Below are 13562 nucleotides of genomic sequence, written 5' to 3'. Positions count from 1 at the left end.
GTTTCCTTCTCATCTCCGCATTAAAAAAGCCCCTCCGGATTCGGTAGGGGCGCGCGGAACGTGTCGTCTCGACAGGCTACGGAAGATCCGCGCGCTGGCTAATAACGACGACAAGAAGGTGAGTCATGCCTCAATAGTTCCCCTCAGCACTCGAGGGTGTCAAACCTCGCAATCGTTCGTCCCGACATTCGAGATTTCAGCTGGTTGTCATTCGAGACTCGCCGAGGCGGAGCGGCGTCCGCACCTCCCCGCCGTCCCCGACCCGGCAGCGTTATTCAGCGCACAGAGAAACGGGAAGTTCGTTTGCCGGATTCGTGGAATAGGTCACAGTCTGCGACTAGGCTGGATCATCGTGCGCCCCCTCCTCCGTTTCTGGCCTGATCTCCGCTCCCGCATCGGCGTGTACGTACTCGTGCTCGTCCTCACTCTCCTGGCCAACGGAATCCAACTCATCGTTCCGGTGATCACCGGATACATCGTCGACGGACCGATCGCCCACCGAGATCTCTCGGCCCTCTGGCTGCCGGTCCTCGGGGTGCTTTTCATCGGCATCGCCGAAGCGGTCGGAATGTGGGCCCGACGCATGGTCGTCGCTCCCGTCGTCTCGCATTGGGAAGTGACGTGGCGTTCGCGTCTGTTCGATCGCCTGCAGTACACCTCGGTGGCGATCCATGACTCCTGGGAGTCCGGACAGCTGCTCTCGCGTGCGGTGAATGATCTGTCCCAGCTGCGTCGCTTCTTCGCGTTCGGGCTGCCGTTCCTCGTCTCCACACCGATCGTCCTCGCCGTCGGCACGGTGATGCTCGTGATCATGCAGCCCGTGTTCGGTCTGATCATGATCCTCATGGCGGTGCCGGCGATCATCGCGGTCGCCGTCTTCGAGAAGCACTATCGAGAGACCTCCCGCCGGTCGCAGGACACCATGGGCGAGCTGACCACGGACGTCGAGGAGTCCATCCAGGGCATCCGCATCCTCAAGTCCTTCGGCCGCTCCCCCTGGGCCGCCGAACGCTTCTCCGAGATCTCGACTCGGCTGAAGTCCCTGGAGATCCGAAAAGCGAAGCTCGACTCGTGGCTGTGGAGTGTGCTCCTGCTGCTGCCGACCCTCGCTCAGGCGGCGATCGTCGCCGTCGGCACCTGGGGTGTCATAGAAGGCTGGACGACGATCGGCACGGTCGTCGCCGCAGTGACGATTTCGATGGTGCTGCGCATGCCCATCGAGATGCTCGGCTTCCTGCTCGCCGATGCACTCATGGCGCTGACCGCAGCCGGTCGGTACTGGGAGGTCATCGATATCCGCCACGACATCACCGACACCGACGGCGGTGTCGACGATGCTCCCGAGGTCGGGCACTACCGAGGGAGGCTGCGCTTCGACGATGTCGACTTCCATTTCGCCGATACCGAGCGGCTGACCCTCCGTGGACTCAATCTCACCATCGAGCCCGGTCAGACCCTCGCTCTCGTCGGCGCGACCGGTTCGGGAAAGACGACGATGGCGTCTCTCGTGCCCAGGCTTCAGGACGTCTCCGCCGGCACCGTGAGCATCGACGGCGTCGATATCCGGGACATGCCCGTCAACGAACTGCGGCACCTCGTGTCCGTGTCCTTCGAGGATCCGATCCTGTTCTCGACCTCGGTCGCCGAGAACGTCGAGATGGGATCCCCGGGCGCGAGCGAGGAAGAGATCTGGGAGGCCCTCGAGATCGCGGCGGCGAAGGATTTCGTCTCCCGACTGCCCGATGGCCTGGACACACAGGTCGGCGAACAGGGGCTGTCCCTGTCCGGCGGTCAGCGTCAGCGTCTCGCCTTGGCCCGCGCGGTCATCGGCAAGCCGCGCATCCTAGTCCTCGACGACCCGCTCTCGGCCGTCGATGTCGATACCGAGGATCGAGTCCAGCAGGCTCTGCGGGAGATCCTGCCGGATTCGACGACTCTCATCATCGCCCACCGCCCGTCTACCGCAGCCCTGGCCGATGTGGTGGCTGTGTTCGATGAGGGCAGGGTCGCAGCACTGGGCACGCACGAACAGCTGCTCGATTCATCGAAGCTCTACCGCGAGCTCATGGGGGCGAGCGCACAAGCCGAGGCGCACACGCATCCGGGGACGCAGTCGAGTTCGCAAACCATCACTTCGACTCAGTCACAGGAAGGAGGACGGTCATGAGCATGCCCCGTCTCGACAGCGACGACGAGATCGAGGCTCTGCCGCCGGACATTGCGAAGAAGGCGCGTGCCCTGCTGATGTCGCTGGTCAGGCCGCATCTGGCGATGGCCGTCTTCCTCGCCGTCATCGTCGTGCTCACGGCCGTCTTCATGGTCATCGGGCCGGTGTTCATCGCCGATGCCCTCGATCAGGGCGTTCCGGCGGCGATCGACGGCGATATGGATCCGCTGATTCGGGCGATTACGCTCTTCATCGTCTCAGCGGTCGCCGGGGCGATTCTGGCGTTCACGTCGACCCGGCTGGTCGGGATCACTGCGCAGAGGATCCTCTTCACCCTGCGAGAGCGGGTCTTCACTCATGTGCAGCGTCTTGACCTGGGCTATCACGAGAAGTCGACCTCGGGTCGGCTCGTGTCCCGGCAGACCTCTGACATGGAGTCGGTGCAGCAGTTCCTGTCGTATTCGCTCTTCGATACGGCGCTGGCCGTGCTGCAGATGCTCTTCATCGCCGTCACCCTGGTTGTCCTCGACATTCCGCTGGCGATCGTCGTCTTCGCCGGTTTCGTGCCGCTGTTCTTCATCACGAAGGCCGCGCATTCGACTCAGCGCAGTGCCTACCGGCGGACGCGGACGTCGATCGCGAAGGTCATCGTCCACTTTGTCGAGACGATGGGCGGCATCCGCGCCGTGCAGGCGTATCGTCGCCAGCCCGAGCGACGCGGCACCCTGAGCGATCAGGATACCCGCTATCGTGATGCGAACACCGATGCGCTGCGCGGTGTGGCGTGGTTCGCCGGGTGGACGCGGCTGATCGGCAACATCACGCAGACGGTCATCATCGTCATCGGTGCGTGGCTTGTCATCGAGGGATGGACGCAGGTCGGTGTGCTCGCCGCGTTCATCCTCTATCTGCGTCGCTTCTACGGTCCGCTCGATGAACTTGTGCAGGCGTTCAACCTCTATCAGTCCGCCTCGGCGGCGTTGGAGAAGATCGCGGCGGTCCTCGACACCGACCCCGAGGTGGTCGAACCGTCCCAGCCGGATGCGCTGCCTGCACACGCGGGCCGTGACGCCGCTGCCAGGGGTCGTGCCCTCGATCTCGACGAAGTCCGCTTCGCGTACGCCGACGGCCCCGATGTCCTCCCCCGCTTCGATCTCCATATCCCAGCAGGGCAGATCGTCGCGCTCGTCGGTGCCACCGGGGCAGGCAAGTCGACCCTGGTCAAACTCGTCACGCGCTTCTACGACCCCAGCGAAGGCCGGATCGCCCTCGACGAGGTGGATCTGCGCGACCTCGACGACGTGCAGCTGCGATCGTCGGTGGTCATGGTCACTCAGGAGTCGTTCCTCTTCGCCGGCACCATCGCCGACAACATCCGCATCGGCAACCCGGACGCCGGCGACGAGGCGGTCGTCGCCGCCGCGACCGCCGTCGGCTTGGATCCATACATCCGCCGACTGCCCGAAGGGTATGCCACGGATGTGAAGAAGCGCGGCGGTCGGTTGAGTTCCGGGCAACGTCAGCTCGTGTCCTTTGCCCGGGTGTTCCTCGCCGACCCGGATGTCGTCGTCCTCGACGAGGCGACCGCCCACCTCGACATTCCGTCCGAGCGGCTGGTGCAGAACGCCTTGGCCACGGTGCTCGAGGGCAGGACCGCGATCATCATCGCCCACCGCCTGTCCACCGTCGAGATCGCCGACCGCGTGCTCGTCATGGAGTCCGGTCGGATCATTGAGGACGGGACACCGGACGAACTCATCTCTGGCACGGGCAAATTCGCGCAGCTGCACCAGGCCTGGCGCGACTCCCTCGTGTGAGGTCCTCCCGTTCCTTGCTGCCGCTCGTCATCACCCGCTTGGTCGACTCAGCGGTCCCGGCAAAGTATGTTGCTTTATACAGGACATACCGAATCGACGAGGAGGACACCCGTGAACTCCGAGGCACAGGACGAGACCGAAGCGGCGGCCAGAGTCGACAACGCAGTCGAGGACGATGTCGACATGACCGGGGCCGGTGTTGATTCCGAGGAACGTCGGACCATCGGCGACGCCATTGCCCGTGGACACCAAGTGACGATGTGGACCGCAGCGGTCATCGCCCTCCTATTGATTGCTTCGGGACTGTGGTGGGCGGGAATTCTTGTGCTGATCGTCACGACGTTCGATCTGCCGCGCCACGCGACCCAACGCTATGCGCGCAAGCGTGGAATCGAACTGGAGGTTCCTTCCGTTGAGGAGACCGAAAAGACGTCCCGGTCTGGGTTGATATTCGGGGTGGTCTTCTTCCCTGCACTCTGTGGACTCATCGTGGCCGAGGCGAAGCTCGGCCACCCCCTTCTGCCGTGGTCGTGGAGGACTCCCCTCTATGACTCCGACGACTTGTACATGATTACGCCGATAGCCGTTGCGGGCTTGGTCGTTACTGTCACATGGTTCATTCGCCGGCGACGAGCGGCACGAACCGATACCACCCGTGACGAGTGAACGTCAGCTCGTCGGCACCGGGTCCGTCACGGACAACTCGGAACATCTCCCCTGCGACGGGAATGACCATCGTGGCACCGCCAGCCAGCTGATCGACGAGCTGGTCGGGCAGTGATTCTGTCCCGGCGGAGACGAGGATCCGGTCGAACGGTGCCTCAGCCGGGAGACCGAGGGCACCCGGAACGGCTTCGTGGATGGCCACCTCGGCGAGGGTCTCCGGGTCTGGGGCACCGGCGGTGACGGCGTGAATGGCCGCACGCGAGGAGTCGACGAGCGCGGGATGCCGTTCGACCCCGAGCACCCGCCCAGCCGGCCCGACGAGGGCGGCGAGCAGCATCGAGGTCCACCCGGAGCCCGATCCGAGGTCGAGGACGGTCTCACCCGGCTGCGGATCGAGCAGCCGGAGCATGTCCGTGACGGTGCTCGGCTGCGAATTCGTCTGTCCGTGCCCGATCGGCAGGGGTACATCGTCGGAGGCGTTCCGGCGTTCCGCCACCGGCAGGAAGGGTTCGCGCGGAATCCGGGCGAACGCCTCGGCGATTCGGTCGTGCGGCGCCTCCGATGACATGGTTCCTCCGATCCCCAGCGATCTCCTGCCCTTCCCATTGTGCCGGTACAGGCGGAGGGCGCAATGCCGCCACCGAGTATCGTTGTGCCGTGACTCAATCTGATCTTGACCGCGCCCAGAGCCTCATCACCTCGATTCCTGACTATCCCGAACCGGGAGTGGTCTTCCGCGACATCTCTCCGCTGCTCGCCGATGGTCCGGCGATGCGGGCCGTCACCGAGGCGCTCATCGCACCGTTCGCCGGACAGTTCGACATCGTCGGCGGGCTCGAGGCCCGTGGCTTCCTCTTCGCGGGTGCCATTTCCGCGATGACGGGAGTCGGAATCCTGCCGATCCGCAAGGCCGGAAAGCTCCCTCGCCCGGCGGCTGCTGTGTCGTACACGCTCGAATACAGCACCGCCACCATCGAGGGCCCCGATGTCCTGAAGAAGGGCGAGCGCGTCCTCCTCATCGATGACATCCTCGCCACCGGAGGAACGCTCACAGCCGCTCAGTCACTCGTCGCCGATCTCGGCGCCGAAGTCATCGGATCAGCCGTCGTCCTTGAGCTCACCGCACTCGGCGGACGCGAGCTCACGGGAGAGGTTCATAGCATCTTCGCGGAGTGAGACGCCTCAGCTGCAGGTGTCGTAGATGCGGCGCAGCTGGTCCTGAGTCGTCTGCGCTGCAGAGGTCATCTGGCGGTCCGGGTCTTCGTTGTATTCGCAGCCGCCCACGTTGACCGAGCCTCTGGTCGAAGGGTCGATGGCGCCAGTAGGGTCTGAACCCAGAGCCCAATCGAATTCCCAGGGCCGAGCGTCCGCGGAATCGATGCGTTCGATGATGCCTCGCAGCCGGCTGACCACGTCTACCCCATCAGGGACGACAACGGAGAGCCGCGACACCTGGCTATCATCGATGGCGACCTTCTCGATCTGACCGAGATGCGGCTCGACCGCAGTTTCCAGACGACTCTGTGCTAGTTCCGAATAGGGGAAAGCCACATCCCATTCAGTCATGGCGGAGTCTCTGGCCCTCAGTTCGAACTGTTCGGAACCGAGCTCTGCTCGCACCGCGTCGACCATCCCGAAGATATCCTCCTGAGTTTCCGACAGCTCCAGAGCATCGTCGAAGGTCGTCTGTTCCGAAGCCTGACGCCATTCCAGTCGGCTGACGGACAGTTCTGATGAGAGCGCGAGAAGGTGCGATGCCCTGTCCGCCATAATGTCGCTGCTCGTCAGGTCACTGATCTCGACAACACGACCCGATAGGAGCAACCTGAGATCCTGATCGTAGAGATCGAACTCGTCACCCGTCTCCTGGTCAAGGGCAGCGGCCACCTCGACGGACTGAGCGGTCGTCGCGCCGGCAGCCATCTTGACGATGTAGGTGATGCTTCGGCCTGAATCGAATCCGTTCTGATACTGGGTCTTGACGTCCTCGACGCCTGGCTTCGCTGAGAGGACTGCTCCGATGTCGTCTGCACGACCGCTGAGATCCGGGCCTTGACACCCGATCAGTCCGACGGCCCCTATAGCGGCGACGATGACGGCCGAGATGCGACGGCGAACTCCTCTTTGCAGCATGCTCACCAACTTAGCGGATCGCCCTCCGCCAGGGATCCGTTTCCTCAGCTGATTCGGATGAGGGGGTCGCCGGAAGAGATCGGACCCGCCTCGGCGAGGGTCAGGTTCTCGGCGTCTGTTTCGAGGACGACGACCGGAACGACCACAGACTTCTCCGCCTCCCGTGCGGCTGCCAAGTCCCAAACGACGATCTCTTCGCCCGCCTCGACCTGCTGCCCGGCCTCGGCACGGAGCGTGAAACCAGCGCCCTTGAGGTGAACGGTGTCGATGCCCAGGTGGACGAGCACACCCTGATCGGGCTGGCGGGAGATGACGTATGCGTGTGGCTTAAGGCTCGTCAGCTTTCCCGCGACAGGAGCCGTGACCGTCAGAGTCGCGACCTCGCCGGGGTCGATGGCCACGCCGGGACCGACGAGCGCTTTTGCGAAGACGGGGTCGGGAACCTCCGTCAATGGGATCACCGTGCCGGTGAGGGGTGCAGCGATCGTGACTGCCATAGTCAGCAGGCCGCCTTTCTCCAAAATCAGTTGTACTTCGCCTAGACTGACCTCAGACTACAGACAAGGATCACTGTCGACCAGCAGATGCTCATCGGCGAGCAGAGGAGACGAAGACGTGACTCAGCCCATGAGGTCTTCGATGTCATCGACGAGGTTGTCGGCCTCCGGACCGACGACGACTTGGACCGCGCTTCCCTGCACCACCACGCCGAAGGCACCGGCTGCCGTGAGCGCCTGTTCGTTGACGAGAGAGTCATCGTCGACCTCGACGCGCAGGCGGGTGATGCACGCTTCGATGTCATCGATGTTGTCGGCACCGCCCAGTCCCGCGAGGATCTGTGCTGCTTTGTCCATGTCTGTCACCTTCATCTCCGGCACCCATGCGCCGGCGTCGATTTCACGTTCTGCGATCTGGCTCACAAGTCTACGGCGACTCGTGACCATTCCGAACGTCGTCGACGAATCACCGGTCTCGTGCCGTCCGGGCCACAGCCCGGAGAACGGCATTGGAGGGCCCCACTTCCGAGGAGGAACTCGATGACCACCGCATCCGCTGATACACCGAAGAAGCGCAAGAAGGCGATACCGGGTTTCTCCCAGCTCCAACGCGTCGGCCGCTCCCTCATGCTCCCGATCGCGGTCCTGCCGGCCGCGGCCCTTCTGATGCGCTTCGGTCAGCCCGATATGCTCGGTACCGACGGACTCGGCCAGTTCGCGGACTGGCTGCTGCCGGTGGCGACGGTATTCGCGGCCGCTGGTTCGGCTCTCTTCGACAACCTGCCGCTGATCTTCGCCGTCGGTGTGGCCATCGGCTTCGCGAAGAAGGCCGACGGCTCCACGGCGTTGGCCGCGGTCGTCGGGTATATGGTCCTCACCGGAGTCTTCACTGCCATGTCTCCGAGCTTCGGCTCGGACAACGGCGAGGGTGAGAACGTCATCAACTTCGGAGTGCTCGGCGGAATCGTCGTCGGCATCATCACCGCCCTGCTCTATCAGCGCTATCACCGGATCAAACTGCCGACCTACCTCGGTTTCTTCGGCGGTCGCCGTTTCGTTCCGATCGTCACCGCGGTCGCGTCGATGGTCATCGCCGTGATCATGGCCCTCATCTACCCCGTCTTCGACGCTCTCATCAACAAGGGCGTGGGCGGCTTCCTCATGGAGCACGGAGCCAATCCGGGCACCGGGTTCGTCTTCGGCACGATCAACCGCCTCCTCATCCCCTTCGGGCTGCACCATCTGCTGAACAATCTGCCGTGGTTCCAGCTGGGTTCGTGCACGACCGCATCGGGAGACACCGCGCACGGCGACATCACCTGCTTCTTCTCCGGCGCGGACGGCACGGCGGACTGGACGGGATCGTTCATGACCGGGTTCTTCCCGATCATGATGTTCGCTCTTCCGGCCGCGGCCCTGGCCATCTATCACACCGCCCATCCGAAGCGCCGCAAGGTCGTCGGCGGCATCATGCTCTCGGTGGCACTGACCTCTTTCGTCACCGGTATCACCGAGCCGCTCGAATACGCCTTCGCCTATGTCGCATTTCCGCTCTACGCGGTTCACGCCGTGCTCACCGGCACATCGTTTGTGGTGGTGAATGCGCTCGGCATCAAATCCGGATTCGGCTTCTCGGCCGGTGCGCTCGACTATCTGCTCAACCTCGGTCGAGCGTCCGAACTGTCCGGCGGCATCGGGCCCGTCCTGCTCCTGCTGGTCATCGGCCTGGCCTACGCCGTCATCTACTACTTCCTCTTCCGCTGGGCGATCATCAAGTTCAATCTGCACACCCCGGGCCGCGAGGACGAGTCCGACACCGGCACGGGTGCTCCGTCGGTGTTCGACGAGGCCCAGATCGCCGCCGAGGAGTCCACGGGCAAGAGACGCGCCCAGGACGAAGGCCGAAGCTGACCGTGCATGGAATGCTCCGGGCCTCGGTGACGTTATAGGCTCGGGTCGGCGCTCTCACCGGGTGCCGAACCGGCGGATCCGAACAGCCTCGGATCCGTCCTGACCAGTGCACACGTGACGAAAGGCGTACACCTTGACGGTTCCCACACTCACTCTCAACGACGGCAAGACGATCCCGCAGCTGGGCTTCGGGGTCTTCAAGGTCGACCCCGACGAGACAGAACGCATCGTCACCGACGCCCTCGAGATCGGCTACCGCCACATCGACACCGCCGCCGTCTACGGCAACGAGGAAGGCGTGGGACGGGCCATCGCAAAGTCCGGGATCGCCCGTGACGAGCTCTTCGTGACGACCAAGCTATGGAACGATCGCCACGGTGCGGAAGAATCCAAGCGGGCCCTCGGCGAATCCCTGGAGAAGCTCGGCCTCGACCACGTCGATCTCTACCTCATCCACTGGCCGACCCCAGCGAACAAGAACTCGGTCGAAACATGGGAGGCCTTCCCAGGCTACCGCGATCAGGGTCTGACCACTTCGATCGGCGTGTCGAACTTTGACCACCGGTTCCTGCCCGAGATCCTCGACACCGGCATCATCCCGGCCGTCGACCAGATCGAGGTCCACCCGCAGTTCCAGCAGGTCGAGACCCGTCCGCTGCTGGCCGAGCACGACATCAAGATCGAAGCCTGGGGCCCTCTGGGTCAGGGCAAGGTCGACTACGCGAGCACCGTCATCGGTGAGATCGCCGCCGCCCACGAGAAGTCCTGGGCTCAGGCCATCATCCGCTGGCACCTGCAGAAGGGTCACGTCGTCTTCCCGAAGTCGAACAACCGTGACCGCATGGAGCAGAACTTCTCAGTCTTCGACTTCGAACTCACCGACGCCGAGGTGGCTGCCATCGATGCGCTCGAAAACGGCGGCCGCGTCTCGGCCGATCCCGCCGAGGTGAACTGACCCTGCTGGGTTGAGCAACGTCGAAGCCGCCGGAAAGTGCTGACTCTCCGGCGGCTTCGTCGTGCTCTCACTCCGTCGACTGTCCCCCAACGCCGAGGACGACTGCGTCGATGAGCACCGGACCGTCGGCCCGCAGCGCCTCACGGTAGGCGGTCTCGAACTCCTCACGGGTCGTCGTCCGGCTGGCCGGAACGCCGTAGCCCTGAGCCAGGGAGACGAAGTCGATCGCGCCCAATGACAGGCCCGGGGTGTCCGGGACGCCCATCCGCTCGGCGAATCCGGAGAGCGCACCGTAGCCCGAGTTGTTGACGATGACGAAGATCGTCTTCGTGCCCAGCTGAGCAGCCGTGTACAGAGCGGTGAGTCCGTAGTTCGCGGAGCCGTCACCGACGGTGGCGACAATGGTCTTCTCCGGATCGCCGATGGCCATCCCGACGGCGACCGGCAGTCCGAAGCCCAGTCCTCCCGAGGCCGGGAAGTGGTACATACCGGGCTTGTCGATGACGATCCTCTCGAGGTAGTCGAGGTCGAGGGTGGTCGTCTCATTGACGTAGACGATGGTGTCGTCGACATGATCGTTAAGGACCTCGAGAACCTCGGCGCCGGCCATCCCCTGCTCCGACCGGGCGGGCGCGGTCACGGTTCGGGACCCGCGGTCGCCTCGGCGGGTTCCTCGATCCGTCGTCGCCTCGGCAAGGTCGGCGAGCGCGGTTGCGACGTCCGCAACGACGGCGCGGCCGAACGGTGCCCGCGTCGCCTCCCGCGGATCTTGGGTGATCTGGATGACCTCGGTGCCCGGCTCCAGATAGTTCGCCGGTTCCCACCGGTGGTACCGGAATGCGGCGGCCCCCATGACGAGGACGACGTCGTGGCCGGACAGCCGGTCGCGCACTGATCGGATGCCAGGAACCAGGACGCCTTCGAAGTTCGGATGGGTCGTCGGGAACGGGCACCGCGTCGGTGAGGGTGCGACGTAGACGGAGGCACCGAGGCGCTCGGCCAACACCATTGCGTCCTCATAGACCGTCGGATCAGCAACGGCTGCGGCATCGACCTGCGGGCCGAGGACGAGGGCAGGGTTCTGCGCCCCGTCGAGGACGTCCGTGAGTTCGCCGCGCAGCGAATCCGGCATGGTTCCTGCCGTGGTCACCGAACGCTTCGCCAACAGCGCGTCATCGGGAAGGGCCGGTTCGTCCCAATCGTCGAGCGGGACGGACACATACACGGGTCCGCTCGGCTGGGTGGTCGCTTCGAATGCTGCCTGCGACAGCGTACGCGGCACATCGGCAGCCGACAGCGGCTCGTGCGAATACTTCACCAGTGGAGCGGGCAGAGTCGAGGCATCGACGCTGGCCAGCATCGTCTCCTGTCCGACGGTGCGGCGCACCTGCTGACCGGCGAGGACGACCAGCGGAACCTGACCGTAATGGGCGTTGGTCAAAGCGCCCATGCCATTGCCCGAACCCGAGGCGGCGTGCAGATTGACCAGTGTCGGCCGTCCCGTGGCCCGTGCGTATCCCTCGGCCATGCCGACGACGACCTGCTCATGCAGACCGAGAATGAACCGGAAGTCGTCCCCGAGGCCCGCGAGGAACGGCAGCTCGTTCGAGCCCGGATTTCCGAAGATCGTCGTCATCCCGTGGGCGCGGAAGACCTCCAGACTCGCGTCGAGGACTGTCTTCACTCCGTCGTCTCTGTCGGATTGGTCGGCCATTGTGCATCTGCTTTCGTTCGTGGTGCTGTCGCGGAGGCGCGACGAAGGGGTCGGGCACCCCTTTCACCTCACCCTATCCTTTGGTGCATTCGTCCGGCTCAGCCGAGCACGCGGATCGGCTCTCCGGCAATCCAAGCGGCGATGTCCTCGACCGCTTGGGTGAAGAAGATCCGGTACGTGTCCTCCGTGACGTATCCCAGGTGCGGGGTGAGCACGGTGGACGGTGTGCTGCGCAGACGGTGGTCGACCGGCAGCGGCTCTTCGTCGTGGACGTCGAGTCCAGCACCTCGGATCCCTCCTGCCTCCAGCACGGTGATGAGTGCGTCGGTGTCGACGAGTCCGGCACGCGAGGTGTTGACGAGGATGCTGTCGGGCTTCATCGCCTCGAGCTCGGCAGTTCCCACGAGTCCTCGGCTGCGGTCGCTGAGTTTGTAGTGTATCGTCACCACGTCCGCGGTGGAGAACAGTTCGTCCTTGCTCACTGCACGCACGCCCAGGGCGTCGGCTCTTTCGGCGTCGAGGTTCTGGCTCCACGCCACGACGTCCATTCCGAAGGCCGCACCGACCCGTGCGACCTTCGTTCCCAGGCGTCCCAGACCGACCACGCCGAGACGGTGCCCATCGAGGTCTCCCCCGACGGTCGACTGCCAGCCGCCACCTCGGACGGCGGCGTCCTCGTCCGGGATGCTGCGCAGAACGGAGAGGATGAGTCCCCAGGTCATCTCGGGTGTCGCCGAGGTGGTCGACTCGGTTCCGCAGACCACGATCCCCTGCGCACGCGCCGCCTCCACGTCGATGGAGGCGTTGACACGTCCCGTGGTCACGAGCAGACGGAGGTCCGGCAGCCGTTCCAGCCGACCGGAAGTGAAGGCGGTTCTCTCCCGCATCGCCACCACCACCTCGGCGCCGGAGAGGACCCGCACCAGGTCATCGTCGTCGACGATGGGACGCGAGATGAACTCGACCTCGGCGTCGAGACCGCTCCAGTTCGCGAACATGCCTGCCACCTGCTGATAGTCATCGAGAACGACGATGCGCATTGTGTTCCTCTCCTGAAGTCGTGTGACCTACATCCTAGAGCCGATAGGCTGGGCGGGTGAGTGCACCGATCATCCTGAGACAACGCAGCGGCCCCATCATCACGGTCATCGTGTGGGCGTTCCTCGCGTTCCTCCTCGGCGACGCGCTGTTGCGTGGGGCGTGGGACACTGTCGGTCGATTCGGTCCAGGATTTGTACTCATCGGCTGGCTCGCGTTCATCATCCTCTGGCGGCCGGCTCTCGTCGTCGGAACCGACGAGGTGGAGGTCAGGGAGATCCTGCGTACGACGTCGGTGCCGTTCACCCGAATCCGTGATATTCGGCTGGGTTCTGTCGTGACGATCGAAACTGCCTCGGCGGAGGGGGCCGAACGCACCATTCGACCGTGGAACGCTCCCGGAATGCCGCGAAGGAAGATCGATTCCGGACTGACCGGCGGAACGCGACCTGAGTCTCTGGACAATCACCCCGCGTTCGAGCTGCTGCGTCGATGGGAGCATACTCAGGCTCATGCCCCTGGAACAGCTGTGCGAAGAGATCCCTCCGGCGTTGCCGAAGACGTCAGCACTCGATGGAGCCTCGGCGTCATCGGGGTGACTCTGGTGTTGGTGCTCCTGGTGGCAGTCGGACTCATCTGAACACAGACGGACCGGCCCCGTGGG

Annotated in this window: 13 protein-coding genes; 7 read left to right on the top strand and 6 right to left on the bottom strand. The window is 64.4% G+C overall.

What is annotated here, in order from left to right; translation table 11 throughout:
- Positions 1–352: 352 nt before the first annotated feature.
- The 3 genes from BLU88_RS08025 to BLU88_RS08015 all read left to right on the top strand — a co-directional run bounded on the left by BLU88_RS08025 (position 353) and on the right by BLU88_RS08015 (position 4650).
- Positions 353–2167: an ABC transporter ATP-binding protein gene (locus BLU88_RS08025; RefSeq protein ID WP_231939686.1), complete on the top strand. Its 1815-nt coding sequence runs from the start codon at positions 353–355 to the stop codon at positions 2165–2167.
- On the top strand, positions 2164–3984 hold the full coding sequence (locus tag BLU88_RS08020; protein WP_092012204.1) for an ABC transporter ATP-binding protein: 1821 nt from the start codon (positions 2164–2166) through the stop codon (positions 3982–3984). The genes BLU88_RS08025 and BLU88_RS08020 overlap by 4 nt, the downstream gene beginning before the upstream one ends.
- A gap of 111 nt (positions 3985–4095) precedes the next feature.
- Positions 4096–4650 carry a hypothetical protein gene (locus BLU88_RS08015; protein WP_092012201.1) on the top strand — a complete coding sequence of 185 codons (555 nt, stop codon included), beginning with the start codon at positions 4096–4098 and terminating at the stop codon, positions 4648–4650.
- Here the strand turns inward: BLU88_RS08015 and BLU88_RS08010 are convergent.
- Positions 4601–5218, bottom strand: a complete 618-nt coding sequence (locus tag BLU88_RS08010; protein WP_092012198.1) for a protein-L-isoaspartate O-methyltransferase family protein — start codon at positions 5216–5218, stop codon at positions 4601–4603. The genes BLU88_RS08015 and BLU88_RS08010 overlap by 50 nt on opposite strands.
- Positions 5219–5307: 89 nt before the next feature.
- Here BLU88_RS08010 and BLU88_RS08005 point away from each other — a divergent pair, with 89 nt between their 5' ends.
- Complete coding sequence (locus BLU88_RS08005; RefSeq protein WP_092012195.1) at positions 5308–5826, top strand: adenine phosphoribosyltransferase; 519 nt, start codon at positions 5308–5310, stop codon at positions 5824–5826.
- Between the two features lie 6 nt (positions 5827–5832).
- Here BLU88_RS08005 and BLU88_RS08000 read toward each other — a convergent pair whose 3' ends face one another.
- From BLU88_RS08000 to BLU88_RS07990, 3 genes are all read right to left on the bottom strand, one after another.
- Complete coding sequence (locus BLU88_RS08000) at positions 5833–6573, bottom strand: hypothetical protein (protein ID WP_157689037.1); 741 nt, start codon at positions 6571–6573, stop codon at positions 5833–5835.
- Between the two features lie 254 nt (positions 6574–6827).
- Positions 6828–7280: a PTS sugar transporter subunit IIA gene (locus tag BLU88_RS07995; RefSeq protein ID WP_092012189.1), complete on the bottom strand. Its 453-nt coding sequence runs from the start codon at positions 7278–7280 to the stop codon at positions 6828–6830.
- A 123-nt stretch (positions 7281–7403) separates the two neighbouring features.
- On the bottom strand, positions 7404–7637 hold the full coding sequence (locus BLU88_RS07990) for a PTS transporter subunit EIIB (RefSeq protein WP_039211300.1): 234 nt from the start codon (positions 7635–7637) through the stop codon (positions 7404–7406).
- 183 nt (positions 7638–7820) lie between these two features.
- Here BLU88_RS07990 and BLU88_RS07985 point away from each other — a divergent pair, with 183 nt between their 5' ends.
- Positions 7821–9191, top strand: a complete 1371-nt coding sequence (locus BLU88_RS07985) for a PTS transporter subunit EIIC (protein ID WP_092012186.1) — start codon at positions 7821–7823, stop codon at positions 9189–9191.
- Between the two features lie 133 nt (positions 9192–9324).
- Entirely contained in the window at positions 9325–10146 is an 822-nt protein-coding gene (locus tag BLU88_RS07980; protein ID WP_092012183.1) for an aldo/keto reductase, read from the top strand.
- Between the two features lie 67 nt (positions 10147–10213).
- On the opposite strand, the gene mdlC is transcribed toward BLU88_RS07980, so the two are convergent.
- The gene (gene mdlC, locus BLU88_RS07975; protein WP_197678210.1) at positions 10214–11860 is read right to left on the bottom strand and encodes a benzoylformate decarboxylase; all 1647 of its coding nucleotides are present in this window, start codon (positions 11858–11860) and stop codon (positions 10214–10216) included.
- Positions 11861–11958: 98 nt separating this feature from the next.
- Complete coding sequence (locus tag BLU88_RS07970) at positions 11959–12900, bottom strand: D-2-hydroxyacid dehydrogenase family protein (protein ID WP_092012180.1); 942 nt, start codon at positions 12898–12900, stop codon at positions 11959–11961.
- A 56-nt stretch (positions 12901–12956) separates the two neighbouring features.
- On the opposite strand from BLU88_RS07970, the gene BLU88_RS07965 reads away from it, so the two are divergent.
- Positions 12957–13538, top strand: a complete 582-nt coding sequence (locus BLU88_RS07965; protein WP_092012177.1) for a YdbT family protein — start codon at positions 12957–12959, stop codon at positions 13536–13538.
- Positions 13539–13562 lie beyond the last annotated feature (24 nt).

Origin of the sequence: Brevibacterium siliguriense (genome assembly GCF_900105315.1) — a bacterium.
In the GTDB taxonomy this organism is placed as follows: domain Bacteria; phylum Actinomycetota; class Actinomycetes; order Actinomycetales; family Brevibacteriaceae; genus Brevibacterium; species Brevibacterium siliguriense.
This window is presented reverse-complemented; position numbering and strand designations above follow the sequence as displayed.

Bases quoted from the DNA above. Each gene is read 5' to 3' on its own strand.
- BLU88_RS08000 (WP_157689037.1), bottom strand. From the start codon at position 6,573: ATGGCTGCCGGCGCGACGACCGCTCAGTCCGTCGAGGTGGCCGCTGCC.
- BLU88_RS07970 (WP_092012180.1), bottom strand. From the start codon at position 12,900: ATGCGCATCGTCGTTCTCGATGACTATCAGCAGGTGGCAGGCATGTTC.
- BLU88_RS08020 (WP_092012204.1), top strand. From the start codon at position 2,164: ATGAGCATGCCCCGTCTCGACAGCGACGACGAGATCGAGGCTCTGCCG.
- BLU88_RS07995 (WP_092012189.1), bottom strand. From the start codon at position 7,280: ATGGCAGTCACGATCGCTGCACCCCTCACCGGCACGGTGATCCCATTG.
- mdlC (WP_197678210.1), bottom strand. From the start codon at position 11,860: ATGGCCGACCAATCCGACAGAGACGACGGAGTGAAGACAGTCCTCGAC.
- BLU88_RS07990 (WP_039211300.1), bottom strand. From the start codon at position 7,637: ATGGACAAAGCAGCACAGATCCTCGCGGGACTGGGCGGTGCCGACAAC.
- BLU88_RS07985 (WP_092012186.1), top strand. From the start codon at position 7,821: ATGACCACCGCATCCGCTGATACACCGAAGAAGCGCAAGAAGGCGATA.
- BLU88_RS08010 (WP_092012198.1), bottom strand. From the start codon at position 5,218: ATGTCATCGGAGGCGCCGCACGACCGAATCGCCGAGGCGTTCGCCCGG.